Source organism: Halorussus aquaticus, assembly GCF_024218795.1.
Lineage (GTDB): Archaea > Halobacteriota > Halobacteria > Halobacteriales > Haladaptataceae > Halorussus > Halorussus aquaticus.
Map to the genome: position 1 here is coordinate 1,104,039 of NZ_CP100400.1, position 19,415 is coordinate 1,123,453.

The 19,415-nt window shown below is 67.7% G+C and carries 15 protein-coding genes and 1 tRNA gene; 3 read left to right on the forward strand and 13 right to left on the reverse strand.

Annotation, left to right across the window (positions count from 1 at the left end; all coding sequences use genetic code 11):
- Genes hutH through hutU form a run of 4 tightly spaced genes read right to left on the reverse strand, consistent with a single transcriptional unit; the run spans position 1 to position 5,744 of the window.
- Positions 1-1,626, reverse strand: coding sequence for a histidine ammonia-lyase (hutH, locus tag NGM06_RS05760; RefSeq protein WP_254269360.1), 1,626 nt, complete (start codon positions 1,624-1,626; stop codon positions 1-3).
- Complete coding sequence (gene hutI, locus NGM06_RS05765; RefSeq protein WP_254269361.1) at positions 1,619-2,869, reverse strand: imidazolonepropionase; 1,251 nt, start codon at positions 2,867-2,869, stop codon at positions 1,619-1,621. The genes hutH and hutI overlap by 8 nt, the downstream gene beginning before the upstream one ends.
- Positions 2,866-3,894 carry a formimidoylglutamase gene (gene hutG, locus NGM06_RS05770; RefSeq protein ID WP_254269362.1) on the reverse strand — a complete coding sequence of 343 codons (1,029 nt, stop codon included), beginning with the start codon at positions 3,892-3,894 and terminating at the stop codon, positions 2,866-2,868. Before hutG ends, hutI begins: the two co-directional genes overlap by 4 nt.
- Positions 3,891-5,744, reverse strand: coding sequence for a urocanate hydratase (hutU, locus tag NGM06_RS05775; RefSeq protein ID WP_254269363.1), 1,854 nt, complete (start codon positions 5,742-5,744; stop codon positions 3,891-3,893). Before hutU ends, hutG begins: the two co-directional genes overlap by 4 nt.
- Before the next feature lie 88 nt (positions 5,745-5,832).
- On the opposite strand from hutU, the gene NGM06_RS05780 reads away from it, so the two are divergent.
- Positions 5,833-6,477, forward strand: coding sequence for a helix-turn-helix domain-containing protein (locus tag NGM06_RS05780; RefSeq protein ID WP_254269364.1), 645 nt, complete (start codon positions 5,833-5,835; stop codon positions 6,475-6,477).
- A gap of 91 nt (positions 6,478-6,568) precedes the next feature.
- Here NGM06_RS05780 and NGM06_RS05785 read toward each other — a convergent pair whose 3' ends face one another.
- The 3 genes from NGM06_RS05785 to NGM06_RS05795 are packed head-to-tail and all read right to left on the reverse strand — an operon-like array spanning position 6,569 to position 9,863.
- Positions 6,569-7,387 (reverse strand): mechanosensitive ion channel family protein, encoded by an 819-nt coding sequence (locus NGM06_RS05785; RefSeq protein ID WP_254269365.1) that lies wholly within the window; start codon positions 7,385-7,387, stop codon positions 6,569-6,571.
- 42 nt (positions 7,388-7,429) lie between these two features.
- The gene (locus tag NGM06_RS05790; protein WP_254269366.1) at positions 7,430-8,422 is read right to left on the reverse strand and encodes a cytochrome d ubiquinol oxidase subunit II; all 993 of its coding nucleotides are present in this window, start codon (positions 8,420-8,422) and stop codon (positions 7,430-7,432) included.
- Complete coding sequence (locus NGM06_RS05795; protein ID WP_254269367.1) at positions 8,415-9,863, reverse strand: cytochrome ubiquinol oxidase subunit I; 1,449 nt, start codon at positions 9,861-9,863, stop codon at positions 8,415-8,417. The genes NGM06_RS05790 and NGM06_RS05795 overlap by 8 nt, the downstream gene beginning before the upstream one ends.
- Positions 9,864-10,104: 241 nt before the next feature.
- Here NGM06_RS05795 and NGM06_RS05800 point away from each other — a divergent pair, with 241 nt between their 5' ends.
- A complete protein-coding gene (locus tag NGM06_RS05800; protein WP_254269368.1) occupies positions 10,105-10,512 on the forward strand; it encodes a DUF8146 domain-containing protein in 408 nt (135 codons plus the stop codon).
- A 5-nt stretch (positions 10,513-10,517) separates the two neighbouring features.
- Here the strand turns inward: NGM06_RS05800 and NGM06_RS05805 are convergent, their stop codons facing one another.
- A complete protein-coding gene (locus NGM06_RS05805) occupies positions 10,518-10,973 on the reverse strand; it encodes a DUF5814 domain-containing protein (protein ID WP_254269369.1) in 456 nt (151 codons plus the stop codon).
- Positions 10,974-11,125: 152 nt separating this feature from the next.
- Here NGM06_RS05805 and NGM06_RS05810 point away from each other — a divergent pair.
- Positions 11,126-11,198 (forward strand) — tRNA-His (locus NGM06_RS05810).
- Positions 11,199-11,767: 569 nt separating this feature from the next.
- On the opposite strand, the gene NGM06_RS05815 is transcribed toward NGM06_RS05810, so the two are convergent.
- The 5 genes from NGM06_RS05815 to NGM06_RS05835 all read right to left on the reverse strand — a co-directional run bounded on the left by NGM06_RS05815 (position 11,768) and on the right by NGM06_RS05835 (position 19,388).
- Positions 11,768-12,466: an SOS response-associated peptidase gene (locus NGM06_RS05815; protein ID WP_254269370.1), complete on the reverse strand. Its 699-nt coding sequence runs from the start codon at positions 12,464-12,466 to the stop codon at positions 11,768-11,770.
- A 52-nt stretch (positions 12,467-12,518) separates the two neighbouring features.
- Positions 12,519-16,745, reverse strand: a complete 4,227-nt coding sequence (locus tag NGM06_RS05820) for a choice-of-anchor D domain-containing protein (RefSeq protein ID WP_465260985.1) — start codon at positions 16,743-16,745, stop codon at positions 12,519-12,521.
- 20 nt (positions 16,746-16,765) lie between these two features.
- Positions 16,766-17,515: a hypothetical protein gene (locus NGM06_RS05825; protein WP_254269371.1), complete on the reverse strand. Its 750-nt coding sequence runs from the start codon at positions 17,513-17,515 to the stop codon at positions 16,766-16,768.
- Positions 17,496-18,032 (reverse strand): hypothetical protein, encoded by a 537-nt coding sequence (locus NGM06_RS05830; RefSeq protein WP_254269372.1) that lies wholly within the window; start codon positions 18,030-18,032, stop codon positions 17,496-17,498. The genes NGM06_RS05825 and NGM06_RS05830 overlap by 20 nt, the downstream gene beginning before the upstream one ends.
- A 168-nt stretch (positions 18,033-18,200) precedes the next feature.
- A complete protein-coding gene (locus NGM06_RS05835; protein ID WP_254269373.1) occupies positions 18,201-19,388 on the reverse strand; it encodes a CBS domain-containing protein in 1,188 nt (395 codons plus the stop codon).
- Positions 19,389-19,415 lie beyond the last annotated feature (27 nt).

The following is a 19,415-nucleotide window of genomic DNA, read 5'->3' on the forward strand; positions in this document are numbered from 1 at the left end:
CTACGCCAGCGACTCGCCGAGCGCGTCCTCGACGCGCTCCTCCAGCAACCCCGACGCGACGAGCGCGTCGGCGGTCTGTATCTCCTCGTGGAGCGGCCGGTCCTCCGCGAGCGGGGGGACGGCGTCCCTGACCGCCTCGTAGGTCGCCTCGGTGCCGACGCCGTGGGCGAGGTCGTCGCCGACGAACTCCGCGGCCTGCGCGCCGCAGAGCAGTTCGATTCCGACCACCGTAATCGCGTTCTCGACCGCACCACGGGCGTCGAAGGCGCTCTGGGCGCTCATGCTCACGTGGTCCTCCTGATTCCCGCTGACCGGCGTGTTGTCCATCGAGGGCCGCCCGGTCGCGCGGTTCTCGTTCAGGAGCGCGGCCGCGGTGTACTGGGCTATCATGTAGCCCGAGCGCAGGCCGCTGCCCTCGGTCAGGAACGGCGGCAGGTGGGACTCCTGCACGTTCGGGTTGAGCATCCGGTCCACGCGGCGCTCGCAGATGGCGGCCAGTTCGGTGACCGCGTTGGTGAGGTAGTCCAGCGGGAGCGCCAGCGGGTCGCCGTGGAAGTTCCCGCCCGAGAGGACGGCGGCGTTCTCGGTGCCCGACGCACGGTCGTCGGCCTCCGCCGCGTCGAAGATGAGCGGGTTGTCGGTCGCGCTGTTCAACTCGACTTCCACGGCCTCCCGGAGGTGCCGTATCGCGTCTCGGACCGCGCCGTGGACCTGCGGCAGGCACCGAATCGAGTAGGCGTCCTGCACCCGGTCGCAGTTCCGGTGGGACTCCACGATTTCGGAGTCGGCCGTGAGGCGCTTGACGTTCCGCGCGCTCTCGGCGTGACCCCGATGGGGGCGGACGCGGGCGATGGAGTCGTCGGCGGACGCGGTGGTGCCCATCGTCACCTCGGTCGTGAGCGCGCCCGCGGCGTCGGCGGCCCGGACGGCGCGCTCGGCGTCCACGACTGCGAGCGCGGCCAGTCCCGCCGAGAGTTGCGTCCCGTTGATGAGCGCGAGACCCTCCTTCGCGCGGAGCGTGAGCGGTTCGAGGTCGGCGGCGGCGAGCGCTTCGTCGCCGGGCAGTCGCTCGGTCTGCGATTCGCCGTCCTCCGTCTCGGTTTCCACCTCCGCCTCGCCCTCCCCGACGAGGACGAGCGCGAGGTGCGCCAGCGGCGCGAGGTCGCCGCTCGCGCCGAGGCTTCCGCGTGACTTCACCACCGGGTGGACGCGCTCGTTGAGCATCGTCACGAGGTGGTCCACCACGACTTCCCGGACGCCCGAGTGGCCCTTGGCGAGGGCGTTGACCCGACCGAGCAGCATCGCACGGACTTCCTCGGTGGTCAGTTCGCGGCCCGCGCCCGCGGCGTGGCTCCTGACGAGGTTCAACTGCAACTGTTCGATGTCCTCGCGGGGGATGCGCTGGTCCACGAGTTCGCCGAAACCGGTGTTGAGTCCGTAGACGACCTCCCCGCTCTCGACTACTTCTTCGACGCGCTCGCGGGCGACTCTGACCTTCTCTCGGGTCTCCTCGGTCACCACGACCGGCGCGTCGTGGCGGGCGACCCGAGCGACGTCCTCGGGCACGAGGGTCTCGCCGTCGGCGCGTACCGGTTCCGATTCGGAGTCGAAACTCGACTCAGGCACGGTGGACCACCTCCCCGTCCTTCAGGACCGCCTCGACCGCGTTCACGCCGAAGTTGTACGGCACGTGGACGTACGTCGGGGCGTCGAGGACCGCCAAGTCGCCGGGCGACCCCGCTTGGAGGGTGCCGACGTTCTCCGGTAAGTCGAGCGCGGCGGCCGCGTTCGTAGTCGAGGCGACGAGCGACTCGGCGGGGGTCAGTCCCATCTCGACGCACGAGAGGGAGGCGGCGAACCCCATGCTCTGACTGTAGCAGTTGGGGTTGAAGTCGGTCGCTATCGCCACGTCGGCCCCGGCGTCGAGGAAGGCCCGCGCGTCGGCGTACGCCGCGCCGAGACCGAACGCCGTGCCGGGAAGCAGGACCGGCACTACGTCGCTCTCCACGAGCGCCGCGACGTCCTCCTCGGTCGAGTGGAGCAGGTGGTCGGCGCTGGCGGCCCCGACCTCCGCGGCCAACTGGGTCCCGCCGATGTGGGCGAGTTCCTCGGCGTGGACTTTCGGCGTCATGCCCGCGTCCGTTCCGGCCTCCAAGACGCGACGGGACTGCGCCACGTCGAAGACGCCCTCCTCGCAGAACACGTCGCAGAACTCCGCGATGCCCTGCGACTCGACCGCGGGAATCTGATCGTCCACGACCTCCTCGACGTACTCGTCGGTCTCTCGGCCCTCCGGCACGGCGTGAGCGCCCATGAACGTCGGGACCACGTCCACGGGGTGGCGGTCGTCGGCCCGGTCGATGACCTCCAGCATCCGGAGTTCCGTCTCGGTGTCGAGACCGTACCCCGACTTCACCTCGACCGTGGTGGTCCCGTGGGCGAGCATCGTGTCGAGGTGGCCCAGCAGGTTGTCGAGCAGTTCCTCGTCTCCGGCCTCGCGGGTCGCCCTGACCGTCCGGAGGATGCCGCCGCCCTCCTCCATGATGTCTTGGTACGTCTTGCCCCGCAGTTTGGCTTCGAACTCGTCGGAGCGGTCGCCCGCGAACAGCGCGTGGGTGTGGGGGTCCACGAACCCCGGAATCACCGACTTCCCGCTGGCGTCGATGGCGTGCTCGGCGTTCTCGGGCGGGAACTCGCGGGTGACCGGACCGGTCGCCCCCACGCGAGCGACTTCGCCGTCCTCCACCGCGACGGCGGCGTCGGTGTAGATGCCGAGTTCGTCCTCGTCGATTTCGCCGTCTCCGGCGTCCTCGGCGGATTCGAGCGTCACGATTTCGGCCGCGTCGTGGACGACTGCTGTCAGCGTCATCGTCGTCCCTCCGTGCCGCGAGCGCCGTCGGACTCGCCCGGTCGGGCGCTCAGCAGGTGCGCGATGGCTCGCGCCCCGGCGGTCGCGGTCAGGTTCGTCGCGCCCGATTCGAGCGGCGGCGCGCACTCCACGACCTCGAACCCGGCGAGGCGGTCCTCGTTGTCTCGCGGGTTCCCCGCTCGACTGTCCGAGGCGCGTTGCGCCCCGCTAGCGAGCAGTCGCAGGGTCCGGAACAGTTCCCGGGTCGTGATGCCGCCGGGCGTGGGCGCGCTCACGCCGGGCGCGGCCGAGGCGTCCAGCACGTCGAGGTCCACGCTGACGTAGAGGCGGTCCACGTCGCCCATCGCGTCGAGCGCGCGGTCGATGGCCGCCACCTCGTCGTCGCCGACCTCCTCGGCGGTGACGACTTCGCCGCCCCGTTCGCGGACGTACTCCGCGTATCCGGTCGAGGTCTCGAAGTGACGCGCGCCGACGCAGGCGTAGGCGTCGAGTCCGTCCTCGTAGAGTTGGCGGTAGGGCGTCCCGCTGGTCGGTCCCCGGTCCTCGCGGACCTCCCGCACGTCGAGGTGAGCGTCGAAGTTGATTACGCCGAGCGTTCCCTCGTCGAGCAGGGGCGCGGCGTTCGGGTAGGTCATCGAGTTGTCGCCGCCGAGGAACACCGGGAAGGCGCCGGTGTCGTGGACTCGCTCGGTGACGGTCCGGACGCGCTCCTGCAGGTCGGCGACCGACCCGGAGTCGGACTGTCCGTCTCCCAGCGTCACGTCGCCGAGGTCCGCGACCGACCCGACCGGTCCGGCGTCGAAGTGGTGGGTCTTCGTGCCCGCGAGGTGCTGGCGGAGCGCGGCCGGTCCCTCGCTCGCGCCCTTCCGGCCGATGACCGCCCGGTCGAACGGTTCGCCGACCAGTGCGGCGTCGAAGCGGTCGGCGTCGGCGATGCTCGCGAGTTCGACCACGTGGCCGAACTGTTCGTCGTTGGAGTCGTTTGAGGGTCCCATCCAGTCGTGAGTTCGTCGGAGTTCGGTCATTCTCTGTCCCGCATCGGTACCGCGACGTTCGACTCGTCGGCCTCCGCGAGCGCCTCGTCGTACCCCGCGTCGGCGTGGCGGATCACCCCCGTTCCGGGGTCGGTGGTGAACACCCGCCGGGCCTTCTCGGCCGCGAGGTCCGACCCGTCGAGCACGACGTGGTTGTTGGCGTGGAGCGCGTTGCCGATGCCGACCCCGCCGCCGTCGTGGACCGACACGATGTCGGCCCCGGCCGCGCAGTTCAGCAGGGCGTTCAGGATGGGCCAGTCGGCGACCGCGTCTGAGCCGTCGCGCATGGCCTCCGTCTCGCGGTTGGGGCTGGCGACGCTCCCCGCGTCGAGGTGGTCGCGCGTGACGACCACCGGGGCCGAGATGTCGCCCTCGGCGACCAGTTCGTTGATTCGGAGGGCGAACCGGGCGCGCTCGGTGAGGCCGTCGGGGTCGTCGCCCGCTCCGGCGGTCGTACCGCCTCCGTCTCGATGCTCCTCCGGAGCATCGCCCGCTTGATAGCCCAACCAGCAGACTCTGGAGGGGAGCCCCTGAAACTCGACCTGCTCCTGTGCGAGGTCTATCCAGCGGTGGAGGTTCTCCTTCTCGGGGAACAACTCCTTCACCGCCTCGTCGGTCCGGTGGATGTCCTCCTCGTCGCCCGACAGCGCGGCCCACCTGAACGGTCCCTTCCCGCGGCAGAACAGCGGGCGGATGTACGCCGGGACGAACCCGGGGTAGTCGAACGCCTCGTCCATCCCGCGGTGGTCCTCGACCTGTCCGCGGATGTTGTTGCCGTACTCGAAGGCGACTGCGCCCTCGTCCTGCATGTCGAGGATTCCCTGCACGTGGCGCTCCATCGTGTCGAGGCTCTCCTCGACGTACGTCTCGGGGTCCTCCTCGCGGAGTTCGTCGGCCTCCGCGACCGTGTAGCCCGAGGGGTAGTAGCCCTCCAACTCGTCGTGGGCGCTGGTCTGGTCGGTGACCACGTCGGGGACGAAATCGCGTTCGAGCATCCCCTCCAGCATGTCGGCGGCGTTGACGTGGACGCCGACCGAATAGGGTTCGCCCGCCTCGGCGGCCGCTTGGGCCTTCTCGATGGCCTCGTCGAGGTCGTCGGTCTTCTCCTGACAGTACCCCGTCTCGATGCGGCGGTCGATGCGCTCCTCGTCTACCTCCGCCGCGATGCAGACCCCGTGGTTCATCGTGACTGCGAGGGGTTGCGCCCCGCCCATCCCGCCGAGTCCGCCCGTCACGACGATTTTGCCGCGGAGACCGTCGTCGTCGGGGTAGTGCTGTTCGGCGAGTTCGGCCAGCGTCTCGTAGGTGCCCTGAATGATGCCCTGCGTGCCGATGTAGGCCCACGACCCCGCGGTCATCTGACCGTACATGATGAGTCCCTTCGCCTCCAACTCGTGGAAGTGGTCCCAGTTGTCCCACTTGCCGACGAGGTTGGAGTTGGCGATGAGGACGCGGGGCGCTCGCTCGTGGGTCCGGAACCGCCCGACTGGCTTCCCGGACTGGACCAACAGGGTCTCCTCGTCGTCCAACTCGCGTAACTCCGCCAGAATCGCGTCGTAGGCGTCCCACGACCGCGCGGCCCGGCCGGTGCCGCCGTAGACGACCAATTCCTCCGGTTTCTCCGCGACTTCCGGGTCGAGGTTGTTGTTCAGCATCCGGAGCGCGGCCTCCTGTCGCCACCCCTCGCACTCGATGTCGGTCCCGGTCGGCGCGCCCCGGTACTCCTTCCACTGGTCGCTGGGTTCGCCGACGCTCCACTCGGCCCCCTCGTTCGCTTCTTCGGTGGCTTGCTCGGTATCGCCCCGTTCTTCGTCGGTCTGTTCCGGTTGGCCTTCGCTCATACTCCAGTGTTCGGGCGCGAGACGCAAATAGCTGAATACCGCCTCAAGGAGGGTACTTTAAGTGCTATCGCGACCGCTTCTCCGGTAGATGCACGAAGCGGTCATCGGAATCGAACATCCCGGCGCGTACGCCGACGCTACCGCGGGCACCGACACGACGGTCGAACTCTGGTGCAACGACCACTGCGACCTCCTGCACGTCGGCGGTGCGGGCGGCGAGGCGGTCGTCGCACACGTCGAGGACGCCGTGGGGGTCCGCGAGCGAATCGTAGAGGGCGACGAGCGACTGCTCATCACCGACGACTGCCTGAAAGAGCGCGGCGACGACCCCATCGAGGCGACGCTGGCCGTCCACGACTGCCTCCTCGTCCCGCCGCTCAGGTACGCCGAGGGCCGGAAGTGGTGTCGGGTGCTGGCGCTCGACCCGGCGAACCTCACCGCGTTCTACCGGGACGTGGCGGCGGAGTTCCCGGTCGTCGTGGAGTCGAAGCGCGAGGTGCGGTCGGTCAGGGCCGACAGACCGCTGCTCACGTTCGACTCGGCCCTGCCGGACCTCTCCGACCGCCAGCGCGAGGTGCTGGTGACCGCCACCGAGATGGGCTACTACCGGATTCCTCGGGACGCGACGACCGCCGAAATCGCGGCCGCGGTGGGCGTCGAACGCCGGACGGCCGAGGAACACCTCCGGCGCGCCGAGAACAAACTCCTGCGGTCGTTCGCGGAAACCCTGTGACTTCTCTCTCCGAACCCGGTGACTTCCCTCTCCGAACTCTGTGACTGTGATTCCGCAGATGGAGAACGACTCGTCCGCGAACCTGCCCGCCCTACCAGTTCTCCGGGAGTTCGATGCCCGCCTCGTTCAACCGGCGACTGACTCGTTCGAGATACTCCGACCTGATGGTGACGAACGCCTCGCGCGACGGTTCGGATATCCAGTAGCGGGCCTGCACGCCCGCCCGACCGTCGTCGAGTTCGACCACGCGGACTGTCGGCGTCGGCCGATTGAGTACGTCGGCGTGTGCCCTCGCCTCGGCGACGAGGATGGACGCCACTTCGCCGAGGTCTTCGTCGTCGCCGACGTGGAAGGTGTGGGAGATGCGCCGGGGCGACTTGGCGACAGCGTTGACCACGGCGCTGGTGGCGAGTTGGGAGTTCGGGACGGTCAGGAGTTCGTTGTCGAACGTGCGGACGCGCGTCACCCGGAAACTGATGTCCTCGATGACGCCCTCCCGGTCCTGCCAGCGAATCCAGTCACCGATGTTGAACTCCGGGTCGGTCACGATGAAGACGCCGCCGACGAGGTTCGCGGCGATGTCTCGACTGGCGAACCCGATTGCGACGGTCAGCGCGGCGACCACCGTCGGCGGAACCGACAGCAGGTAGCCGTAGTCGGCCACGTCGAGCGCGAGGCGGAACGCGACGACGACCACTGCGACGTGGAGAACCTTCAGAAACGCGTTCGCGGCGGTCTTCGGGACGCGCCAACCGTCGAGCGCGCGGTCGAGTCCCGGTTCGACGACCCACCTGCCGACCGCGTACGCCACCGCGAACGTGACCAGAAACTCCAGCACGCTCCAGGCCACGCCGAGGTATCCGGTCTCCGGTACGTCCGGAAGCCCCACCTGCAGACCCAGACCAGTCACCCCCGGAGCCACGGCCGGAACGGCCCTGAACGTTCCGGCCGGTCAGTACGACTCCTCGGGGTCGATGGGGCCGCTGAACGCCGAGTACAGCACTCCGAAGTAGGTCAGCACCAGCGGAATCAGGACGGCGGCCCCGACGGTCAGCAACTCGACCGCGGGCGACCCGACGACGGCCTCCTCGACGGTCAGTCCGGTCGCCGGTTCCACGACGGGGTACATCAGCACCGCGACGAGTGCGACGAGTCCACCGGTCACGACGCCCGACGCGCCGAGCGCGACGTAGGGGCGGTCCCGGCGAGCCGCGACGACGTACCCGACACCGAGCAGGACCGACCCGACGACGAGCGCGACCGGAAGCGGCGACAGGAGCGCGCCGCTGAGTCCGGGACGGAGCGCCAGCAAACCGAGCGCCAGCGTGACCAGTCCGAGGTAGGCCGCCATCGCGCGAGCGCCGTCGTCGGCCATCTCCTCGGCCAGCGGACCGGTGGTCTTCAGTCGGAGGAACGCCGCGCCGGACGCGACGTTGAGCGCGACGACCGCGAGACCCACGATTATCGAGGCGGGTGCGACGCCCTCGACGCCCAGCAACCAGTTCCCGGCGAACACTCCGAGCAGGAACGGTGCGCCGACGCTCCCGGCGACGAACGCTCGGCCCCACCACGTCCGCCACCGCCGGTCCTCGCGCTGCTCGTAGAACTCCGGGGCCATCCCGCGCAGGACCAGCGCCGCCAAGACCCCGAACAGCAGGAGGTAGTGGCGACTGAACAGCGCGGCGTACACCGGCGGGAAGGCCGCGAACAGGCCGCCGCCGAACACGACCAGCCAGACCTCGTTGCCGTCCCAGAACGGGCCGATAGCCGCGAGACACTGCTCGCGCTGGTGGTGGTCCTCTCGCGTGGCGAAGACGACCCCGACGCCGAAGTCCCACCCGTCGAGGAACAGGAAAATCGCGAGGAACGCGAACACGACGCCGAACCAGAGGTCCGAGAGCGCGACCCCGAACCACACCGTCTGGAGGAGGAGCGGGCTACTCATCGTCACCCGCCCCCGTCGGGGTCGGCGTTGGCGCTCGCGCGCCGTCGGACGTCGCTTCGCTCTCGCCCGGTTCTGGTCGCTCCGGTCCCCGCCGAATCAGTCGCCCGACGACGTAGGTGTACAGCGAGAGCAGGACGGCGTACCCCCCGACGAACCCCGCCAGCGTGAGCGTCGCTTCGGTGGCCGTGAGACCGGGCGAGACGCCTTCGGTGGTCTTCATCACGCCCTGAATCACCCACGGCTGTCTGCCGACCTCGGTGACTATCCAGCCGAGTTCGACGCAGACGATACCCAGCACCGACGACGCCATCAGCGCCTTCTGGAGCAGGCGGTCCTCGAACAGTTCGCCGGTCCACCAGCGATAGCCCGCCCAGAACGCCAGCAGGACGAACCAGAAGCCCATTGCGACCATCGCCCGGAACGCCCAGAAGACGATGGCGACCGGAGGCGACCCCTCGAACTCGTTCAGTCCGGTTATCTCGGCCTGCGCGTCCCCGCCCGAGGCGAGCCACGAGGCCCCGCCGGGGATGCCGATGCCGAAGATGTCCTTGGCCCGCGGGTTCAGCAGGTCGTCCACGCTGGTCGGGAACGCGACGATGTACTCGGGGACGTAGCTGTCGGTCTCCCAGACCGCCTCCATCGCCGCGAACTTCTGGGGCTGGGTCTCGGCGACGTGGCGGCCGTACGCGTCGCCGTGGATAACTTGGAGGGGTGCGGAGAGGACGAGCACCGCGAGCGCGATTTTGAGCGTCGCGCGCCAGAACTCGGCGTCCAGATTCCCGCCGTCCACCACGCCGAGGTGTTCGCGCCGGTAGACATGGTAGGCCGCGACGCCCGCCATGAACAGCGCCACCGAGAGGACCGCCGCGTTCTGCATGTGGACGAACATCCACGGGAACCGCGGGTTGGCGTACGCGGCTATCGGGTCGGTCAGCAGAATCGTCATCTCGCCGCTCCGGCGGGCGACCTCGAAGCCGCGAGGGGTCTGCATCCACGAGTTGGCGACCAGAATCCAGACCGCCGACAGCCACGTCCCGAGACCGACCATGAGCGAGGACAGGAAGTAGAGCCTGTCGCTCACGCGCTCGCGGCCGAAGACGAACACCCCGAGGAACGTGGCTTCGAGGAAGAACGCCATCATCCCCTCGACCGCCAGCGGGCCGCCGAACAGTTCCCCGGCCGCGGCCGAGAACGCCGCGAAGTTGGTGCCGAACTCGAATTCGAGGACGAGTCCGGTGACGGTCCCGACCGCGAAGCTCACCGCGAATATCTTGGTCCAGAACCGACGGAGTCGCTCGTAGAGGGTCTCGCCGGTCCGAATCTCCTTCCACGTGAAGTAGACGAGGAACGGCGCGAGACCCATGCTCATCACCGGGAAGACGATGTGAACGATAGTCGTCACCGCGAACTGGAGTCTGCTCGCGGTCGCGGGATCTACCACCGTTCTACCTCCGAGTTCGGCGGTTCGCCGAGTCGGTCGAGGGGACGGACACGTCGCTCGTGAGTCATCACGTTCGCGGGTACGGACCGGGTACTCAAGACGAGCAACCTCGTTCTCGGCCGAACAGAATCGGGGTCGAATTCAAGTGTGTTCGACGCCAAGATAGAGAGTTCGGCCGAACTTTCGACGCTCCGCCGTCTGACCAATCCTTAAGTGGTATCGCGTGCGACTTCTCACCAAGATGGGCAACAAGAACAAAACTATCTCCTTCCGGGTCAACGAGGACTCCTTCGAGACGCTCCGGGAGATAGCCGAGGAGCGCGACCTCTCGCTGTCGGCGGTGTTCCGCGACTACGTGGACCTGCTGGTGGCCCACGACGGCCGGGTGAAAGTCGTCCCCGAGAGCGAACTCGGCGAGGAGGTCGGCGACGAGTTCCCGCCGAAGGTGGAGGTGCCCAAGAGCTTCGTCAGGGAACACGAGCGACTCGAACTCGAAGCCGAACACCTCCGCGAGCAGTTACAGGAGTACAAGGAGTACGTCAGCAGACTCCAGCGAGAACTCGAAGCCAGCGACGACGCCGAGGAAGTCGTCCACCTCGAAGAACTCGACGACGAACTCGACACCGACGAGACGTACCGCCTCGGGTAGCCCGTCTATCCCGACAGATTCTGCTTCTTCCGTCGCGCCTGTTCCGCCATCTCGCCGTCGCCCTCCACGTCGGCCAACTCCTCGACCGCTTCGAGGGTCCGGACCGAGTTGTCGAGGAACGAGAGGATGTCGCCGGGGTAGGCGTAGACCATGTAGTCGTCGGTCATCACGTCCACGATGCTCTCGGGACCTAACCCCTGCTCGCGCAGACCGAGGAGGTAGCGCATGAACTTCCGCTCGGCGCATCCGCAGTAGGGGTTGCTCTGGCAGTCGCAGTCGAGGAAGTCCTCCGCGAAGTCGAGGACGCGTTCCTGCGTCGTGTCGTCCAACTGCGCGAGGTTCTCGCCCTGAAACAGCATGTCGAGGGTCGCCCCTTTGAAGGCCCCCTTGGGGATGTTGGTCTCCAACTGGGAGCCGATCTGGCGGTGGTTCTTGACGTAGATTTTGTCGGTGACGGCCACGCTTGGGCGTGGATAGGGCGCTGGCGCTGAAAAGCGTGTCGTCGCCCGAGCGACGCCGACGCCCCGATTCCGACCCGACTCTGTCACCGTCTGGCAGTATCGCGCAGAGTCGTAACGTATTTTAATCGCAGGACATTACCACCACCTGCGTGTCCGGGTTGGGGTAGTGGACCATCCTTCAGCCTTGTGGAGGCTGAGACGCGGGTTCGATTCTCGCACCTGGACCTTCTTCCGCGAGCAACACTTCGAGTACCGCGTAGCGTGTGCTTGCTCTACCGCGAGCGGAGCAGTCCTCCGGAGAGAATCGAACTCTGCGAGTCGCGCGCAGCGAAGCGAGCACGTCTCGCTCCGGTTCGATTCTCGCACCTGGACCTTCTTCCGCGAGCAACACTTCGAGTACCGCGTAGCGTGTGCTTGCTCTACCGCGGGCGGACCAGTCCTCTGAAGAGACCGGACTGCGTTTCAGCCACCTGCTACACTCTTTACAACCACCTCCTTCGGGCGCGAACACGGCCCATAACAAAGTCCGAACCGGGCATTAGACGGAGATGCGCCCGGCGATTTGGGCGCAGAGCGTGCAAGGTTACGGCTCGACCCGGCGACGCCGGAGGCTCTGGTGGCGGGTTGGCTTCCCGCCGTCGTGTCACCAACCCTCCCACGAAAGTTCTCGTTCCGGGAGGCCGTACAGTCTCGCTATCCTCTTTCGGTTCCGCGACGCGGACGACTCCATTCTCGACTGCACGGCGCACAGGAACCTCCACTCGAAACGAAGGGGGACCGTCGTGCGCCCGTTTTCAGAACTCGTCGAGTCCGGTCTGCACGTCCTCCTCGGCGGCGACTTCCTCGATTATCGACGGGTCGTCGTTGTCCGGGTCGTTGACCGCCGACGAGACCGGGTAGGCGCGCATCTCCGAAGCGGGGTAGGGGTCGAGCAGGTCCGCGAGGTCCTCGGTATCGGTCCCATCGTCGCCGCCCCGGAGCCACCGACGCTCCTCCTCGCGGTTCAGGATAACCGGCATCCGGTGGTGTATCGGTTCGACCGTGGCGTTCGGTTCTGTCGTGACGACGGTGAACGTGGCGTCGGTTCCGCTCCCGTCGCTCCGGGGTTCCCACAGGCCCGCGAAGGCGAACGGGTCACGGTCGGCGCGCTCGATGCGGTAGGGTTGCGTGCCGGTCGGAGTCTCCTTCCAGTCGTAGAACCCGTCCGCGAGGACGAGACACCGGCGCTCGGCGAACGCCTCGCGGAAACTCGGCTTCTCGGCCAGCGTCTCGGCGCGGGCGTTCATGTGGCCCGAGGACGGCGACCCGTCGGCCCACTCGGGAACTAACCCCCACGTCGGAAACCGGATGGCGTCGGTGTCGTCGTTTCGGACGACGGGATGTCGCTGTCCGGGAGCGACGTTGTACCTCGGTTCTAGCGGTCGGACCGGTTCGGCGCCGAACCGGTCGGCGACGAGGTCCGGCGGAGCGAACAGGGAGGTTCTGCCGCACATGGTGACCACTGAGTTCGTCGCGGGGATAAAGTTCCCTCCCGAGGCGAATCGCCTACGGGGAACGCCCATCCCACCGAACCGCTAGCAGTCCGGCGAGCAGCGCGACGAGCGCAGTAACCGGACCGAACCCGGGGATAGCGCCTTCGCTGCCGACTCCGTCCGCCTCGCTCCCGCGTTCGTCAGACTCGCTCAGACCCGCCTCGGTCGTGGCTCCGGCGACCGAAACCGACCCGGCCGAGACGCCGTTGACAGCGAGTTCGTGGTCGCCCGCCGAGTCGAGCGCCACCTCGAACGTGACGGTCTCGGAACCGCCCGCCGACACCGATACCTGCTTCGTCCGAACCGTCTCGCCATCGACGGTCAACTCCGCCGTCGTCGTCCCCGTCCCGGACCCCGCGTTCTCCACGGTGGCCGTGACGGTCACGCTCTCGCCAGATTCCACGCTGTCGGCGTCCACGGACGCGTCGGTGACGGCGGTCTCCGCGGACGCGACGCCGACCGCGAACAGGCCGGTTCCGGACGCGCTCGCTTTCAGCACATACCGACCGTCACGCTCGCCAGCGACCGACGTCTCGACCCGCGTCCAACTGCCGTCCGACAGTCGGTAGAGCGCGACGTTCTCGGGCACTGCGGTGGCGTCGGCGGGCACCGCGAACTCGACGCCGACCGCCGACAGCGCCGAGTCGGAGATGTACGTCGTCCCCACGCGGAGGTAGCCGAGGGTGGCGACGTCGGGCGCGTTCGCGCCGTCCGGCGGCGTCTCGGTGACGCTGGCGTCCACGAGGAATCGCGACGTCGCTTCTCGGCTCTTCGGTCGGACGGACACCGAGCGCACGGTCACCTCGCCCGCGCCGATGCCGCCGTCTACCGACACCTCTCCGGCCGCTCCCGCCCGGGCGCTGATGACCTCGGCCCGGACGCTGCTCGCGGTCACGTCGGTCAGTTTCACCTGCACCACGGGTTCGGGCGGGTCGCCGCCACCGCCGCCGCCGCCACCACCACCGCCGCCGCCACCGCTGGAAGTGTCCACCTCGAACGACCAACTCCGCGTCCGGACGTTACCGTTTCGGTCCGGCACGCTGAGCGTCACGTTGTGGGTCCCGTCCGAGAGGTTCGCGTCGTACGCCAGTCCGTCGGCGTCGATGGTCGCCTCGCTCGTCGCCGCCTCGCCGTCCACCGAGAGGGTGACGTTCGCGGGGTCCACGCCCGCGTAGTCGTCGGCGTAGTCGGCGGTCACGCTCACGTCGTGACTGTCGGCGGTGCTACCGCCCGCGGGTCCGACCGACGAAATCGTCGGCTTCGTCGAGTCCGCGTCGGCGGTGACCGCGAACGTCGAGAAGTGACGCGTCGCCACCGCGTACGTGAGACTCGTCCCGTTCTGCTCGACCAGCGTCCCGTTCGTCCGGGTCCACGTCCCGTCCTCGTGGACCCAGAACGTCACCGTGTCCAGCAGCGCGAACTGCGACTCGACGCGGGACCGCGGCACCGTCACCGCGAACGAGGCGTTCGAGATGTTCGCGTTGGCGACGGAGGTCTCGACCTGCGGGAACGAGAGTTCGGCCGCGTCGGGCGCGGCGACGCCGGTGGGGTTGGTCCTCGCGGCCCCGGCTATCAGCGACTCGTTGTCCGACGCGCCGGTCACGTCGATGGTGACGTTCTCGACGGCACCCCGTTCCGGACGCGCGACGAGCGTGCTGTCGTTCGCGGCGTCGCTCCGGGTCAGATTCGCGTGGACGCCGACCTCGTACGGGAGCGTCTTCTCGACGGTGTTCCCCGCGGCGTCGCTGACCGTGACGGTGACCGAGTGGTCCCCGAGACTCGCGTTCGCTTCGACGCTCCCGTCCCAGTCGCTCCCTGCGTCGTTCGACGCCGAGAGCGCGCCGTCGTCCGTGACGACTTCAGCGACTCCGGTGAACGAGTCGGACGCGTTCGTCGCCACCGTGATGCTCTCCTCCGGCCGAATCTGGCTGGTTCGGCCGAGCGACGCGTCGGTGAGCGTCGGGTCCGTCCGGTCCACGAACACGGTCACGTTCTCCGAGGCGAGGTTCCCGGCGACGTCGGTCGCTCGAACGCGGACGACGTAGGTCCCTTCGCTCCCGAGGGTCTCGGTGGTGTTCTCCCACGTTCCGTTCGCGTCCACCGCGGCGTCGTACCACGTCCCGTTCGCTTCGAACTCGACTCCGGCGACCGCCGAGTGAGCGTCCCCGACCGTCCCGGCGAGCGATATCGCGCTGGCGTTGGTCGCGCTCCCGTTCGCCGGGTCTCCTATCGTCAGTTCGGGACCCGTCGTGTCGAGCGTCAGGGTCCCCGCCGCGGTCGCGTTCCAGTTACCGGCGCCGTCGCTGGCGGCCACCTCGACGACGTACTCGCCGTCCGCGGCACCCTCCGACGCGTTCACGGTGACCGTCGCGTCGTACCGCCCGTCCGCGTCGTCGTCGGTCAGGGAGACGTTCCCCACTCCGAACGCCGACCCGTTCACGGTCACCGAACTCACGTCGCCGAGTACGTCGGACGCGTTCGCTGCGACCGACACCGTATCGCCGTCGGCGACGACGCCGTTACCGTCCGTCGCGTCGGTGACCGTAGCGTTCCCGAGCACGGGTCCGCTCGCGTCCACCCCCGTCCCGGCGAGCGAGACGGTCGTCGGCGAGGTGTCCGAGTCGTTGTGTTCGAACGAGAGCGTCGCGGACTTCTCCCCCATCGTCTCCGGGTCGAACGAGACCGTCACCGCGTGGCTCTCGCCCGGAGCGACGACGGGCGTCGCGTCACCGCCGCTAATCCGGAACTCGCTCGCGTTGGTTCCGGACACCTGCAGAGTCGTCACGTTCAGCGGAACGTTACCGTCGTTCGTGAGGACCACGTCGGCGGACCGACCCTCGCCGAGGACTCCGACGTCGCCGTAGCCGACACTGGTCTGGCCGACGGTTGCGACCGGCGCGAGACCGGTTCCCGAGACGGTCACTTCCGTCGGGGACGCGTCGGTGTCGTTGTGCGAGACGCTGAGCGTCGCCGACTTCTCGCCGTACGAACTCGGTGCGAACTCCACGGTGACGTTGTGGGACTCGCCGGGTCGAACGACGCCGCCCGACCCGCCGCTCGTCACGGTGAACGCGCTCGACGCCGACAGCGACACGTCGGTCAGATTCAGCGGTGCTATCCCGGTGTTCACGACAGTCACGTTGTCGGACTCGACGCTCCCGGTGTCGAACGCGCCGAAGTCGAACTTGTCGGGGGCGGACGCCTCGGGTTCGGTGGTCGCCTCGACCGCCGCCTCGGCGTTCACCAGTCCGTACCCGGTCTGCGAGTTGGGTTCGTCGCCCTTCATCTCGACCGCCGTACTCGTGAGCGCGTTCTCTATCTCCAACGGACTGAGGTCTCTCCTCGTCGCGCCTTCGACGAGCGCCGCCACGCCCGCGGTGTAGGGGGCCGCCGCCGACGTGCCGAAGAACTGGTCGTAGACCGTCGTCTGGACGCCGTCGGGTGCGGTGATGTCCACGCCTCGCCGGTCGTCCACCGTGGGACCGCGCGACGAGAAGGCTTCGAGGTTGTCGTCGTAGTAGTACATCGCGCCGACCGTGACCGCCTTCTCCTCGGTCGCCGGGCGGGTGAGACTGGTGGCGCTCGAACTGTACTCGAGGTTCGTGCCGTCGTTGCTGAATATCTGGAATCTGGCGGTACCGCTGGCGCTCTCCTTTCTGATTGCGACGTGTAGCGGTCCCGCAGACGAGGACCCGGAGACGAACTCTTCGGGGGGTTGGCTCCCGGTTTGCGAGGTCTGACTCTCGTCGAGGACGTTTCCGTTGTCGTCGTACAGTAACACGTCGTAGTCCTGATTGCTGTCCGGGTAGTCGTTCCAGTTAACCGAGACGCTAACGCTACACCCGGTGCACGGAGCCGTGACGTTCAGCGTCTCGTCTCCCCCGGCGAAGTTCAGGAACCTGTCCCCGTCACTGTCGCTCCACGTGGTGTCGAGGTGCTTCCCACCGCCTGCGTTCCCCGCCGAGATGAACCACGGGGTCCCGCGGTCCACCGAGGTGGCGATGCGCTGGTCGAGCGTCGAACTCCCGTCGAAGGGACCGCTCCGGAAGCCGAGCGACATCGACACCGCGTCGATAGAGGGGTGGTTGTCCACGTAGTCCGCCGCCTCCATGATGCCCATCCCGGTCGAGACGTCGATGAGGACGAGCGAGACGTTCGGGGCCGTATCGACGATGAGTTCGGAGACGGCGGTCCCGTGTTGGTCGGACACGTCCTGAAAGTCCCCGTCGTACGTGTCCATCGTCTTCACCACGTTGTCGGCTATCTCGGAGTTCTGCGAGTTGAACCCGAGGTCGATGACCGCGACAGTGGTGTTCTCCCCGGTGAACCCTTCTGGTGGACGCCTCCGACGTTCATGTCGCCCAGTCCCCCGTCGCTGGTCACGTCAGTCACTTTTGGGCGTCGCGGCGTGCGGACGAACTGAATCGCCGATGCGTTTGCGACCGCCTTGACCGCCGGGGCCGGAAGTCGCGCCCTGACGAGATTCTCGTATCGCTGTTCGACCCGGCCGCCGGAACGGCGGGCCGCGGCAACCGCGTCGTCGCCGCGACCCGGCGCGGCTTCGAGGACGACGGTGACGAACGTCGTTCCGTCTCGGCTCTGGGCCACGAGTTCGGAGTCCGTCGAACCCGACCCGGCGTTCGCCACGATATCGGCGACTCGGGAAGACACCTTGCCGTTCGATTTCGACTCGTTCGACCGCCGCGAGTCCTCCATACCGGGCAGGCCGTCTCCACCGGACGTTGCGGTCGAAGTGGTCGTCTCCGCGACGTCGGTCGTCGTTCCGTCCCCGCCGGTGGCCGTGGTGGTCGCCGTCGTCGTGGTCGAAGTAGTCTCCGTCGGGGTAGTCGTCGCGTCGTTACCGGCGGTCGACGCGGCCACGCCGTGGGTCACCGGCGGTCCGGACCCGACCGACGGCAACGCGCTGACGGTCACGACGGGCGCGAACGTCGCGGTAATCAACAACAGTACCACGGCGACTGCCGCGTAGCTACGAGTTGGTCGTGTCATTTCCGGGGGTCTCCTGAGAAGGGGCTTCGGTCACCGGCTGGCGGGGCGGGCGGACGTAACTCACGTTCGCGTGGTCGGCGAGCGAGCGGAGCGTCGAGGCGGGGACGCTGGCCTGAACGAGGCGGCCGTGCCGCGTTCGCACGTCCTCGGTGAACCCGGCGGGTAGCGTCCGATTCTGACGGAGTTCGACGATAACGAGGACACTCCCGTTCCTGAACGTCAGGCCGTTACGCGCCGCGTACGCGCTCCTGTCGGTCGCGTTCAGGAGTCTGACGAGTCGGGAGTCGAGGGAGGGGTGTCTCTTCGTCGCGTTCTCGCCGTCGTCCGTCGGTGGTCCGTCCGGGGCCGTACTCGTCGCGGTCGCCGAGTCCGCAGTTGGCGGGGCCGTACTCGTCGAGGTCGCCGACGGACCCGCAGTGCACCCGGCGGTCAGTAGCAACAACGCCGCTACGATGCTGGTCAATCGCCACGAGCGGTCGCCTCGCTCGCGACGTGTCTCACCGGGCGTATCAGTCACAGCGGGTGGCTTTCTACCGAGGTTATATAAAATTTCCTAGGTAGGTTTCTTACTCGCCCCTAATTATCGGAACCATAAATGTAATAAAACTACTATAAATTGGGAAGATGTTAAGAAAAGAATACGATTCCGAATCTCTGGCCCGTGCTGTTCGTGATGCCGCGTCGGCTACTGCGAAGGCTGTTCGCGCTCGGTAACGGGCTGGTCACTCGGCGTGATGCGGTCGGCCCGACCGCTCTTCTGGATGATGTCGAAGGCGGTCATGAGGTCGGTTCTGGATATCAGTCCCGCGAGTTCGCCGTCGGCGTCGATGACCAGCAGGCGACCGATGCCGTGTTCCTGAATCCGCTCGAACGCCGACATCGCGTCGTCCGAGGCCGGAATCGTCTTCAGGTCGGTGGACATCACGTCCTCGACGGTGAAGGCGTCGCGCTCGACTTCCGGCACCTCCCGGGCGTCTTCGAGCGTGACCATCCCGACGAGTTCGCCGTTCTCGACGACCGGGTAGCCGGTGTGGCGCTGGCGGAACATCGTCTCCATCAGGTCGGCGACGGAGGTGTCGGGTTCGACCGTCCGCAGGTCGTCCGCGTCGGTCATCACGTCCCGGACGCGCACGTCCCGAAACGCCGCGTTCATCACGGTCTGCTGGGCCTCGCTAGTCGCGCCGATGTAGATGAAGAACGCGATGCCGATGAGGACCCAGTTACCGCCGAACAGGCCGACGAGTCCGAGCAGGATGGCGAACAGTTTCCCCACCTCGGCGGCGGTCTGGGTCGCGTCGGAGAACCCCCGGTTGCGAGCGAGGAGCGCGCGGAGGACCCGGCCGCCGTCCATCGGGAACCCCGGGAGGAGGTTGAACGCCGCCAGCGTGAAGTTCATCAGCGCGAGGTAGCCGAAGAGGAATCGGACGGTCGAGAACCCGCCGGGAGTCACGAGGACCGCGAGGTACGAGACGACGCCCAGCGCGATGCTGACCGCGGGACCCGCGATGGCGATGAGGAGTTCCTCCCGCCAGTCCTCTGGTTGCTCCGTGAGTTTGGCGATACCACCGAATATCCACAGCGTGATGGACTCGATGGGGAAGCCGTAGCGCATGGCGACCAGCGAGTGGCCGAGTTCGTGGAGAACCACCCCGACGAACAGGCCGACGGCGGCCACGGCCCCGAGTATCCACTCCAGATTCCCCGCGGTGAGCGTCTCGCTGCTGAGACTCGGGTCGAGAAATAGGTTCAGGTTTTCCACCCAGAGTCCGACCTGCGAGCCGATGAGCCACGCGAACACCGGCAGGATGAGGAGAAACGTCAGGTCGAGTTTGATGGGGATGCCGAACGCCCGACCGACGGTGAAACTTCTCATACGTGTGAGTACCCGTGGCAGACTATT

Excerpts from the sequence above, each read along its gene's own strand:
- NGM06_RS05815 (WP_254269370.1), bottom strand. The coding sequence starts at position 12,466 with ATGTGCGGCAGAACCTCCCTGTTCGCTCCGCCGGACCTCGTCGCCGAC.
- NGM06_RS05790 (WP_254269366.1), bottom strand. The coding sequence starts at position 8,422 with ATGAGTAGCCCGCTCCTCCTCCAGACGGTGTGGTTCGGGGTCGCGCTC.
- NGM06_RS05835 (WP_254269373.1), bottom strand. The coding sequence starts at position 19,388 with ATGAGAAGTTTCACCGTCGGTCGGGCGTTCGGCATCCCCATCAAACTC.
- NGM06_RS05800 (WP_254269368.1), top strand. The coding sequence starts at position 10,105 with ATGGGCAACAAGAACAAAACTATCTCCTTCCGGGTCAACGAGGACTCC.
- hutU (WP_254269363.1), bottom strand. The coding sequence starts at position 5,744 with ATGAGCGAAGGCCAACCGGAACAGACCGACGAAGAACGGGGCGATACC.
- NGM06_RS05825 (WP_254269371.1), bottom strand. The coding sequence starts at position 17,515 with ATGACACGACCAACTCGTAGCTACGCGGCAGTCGCCGTGGTACTGTTG.
- NGM06_RS05780 (WP_254269364.1), top strand. The coding sequence starts at position 5,833 with ATGCACGAAGCGGTCATCGGAATCGAACATCCCGGCGCGTACGCCGAC.
- hutG (WP_254269362.1), bottom strand. The coding sequence starts at position 3,894 with ATGACCGAACTCCGACGAACTCACGACTGGATGGGACCCTCAAACGAC.
- NGM06_RS05820 (WP_465260985.1), bottom strand. The coding sequence starts at position 16,745 with ATGGACACGTACGACGGGGACTTTCAGGACGTGTCCGACCAACACGGG.
- hutI (WP_254269361.1), bottom strand. The coding sequence starts at position 2,869 with ATGACGCTGACAGCAGTCGTCCACGACGCGGCCGAAATCGTGACGCTC.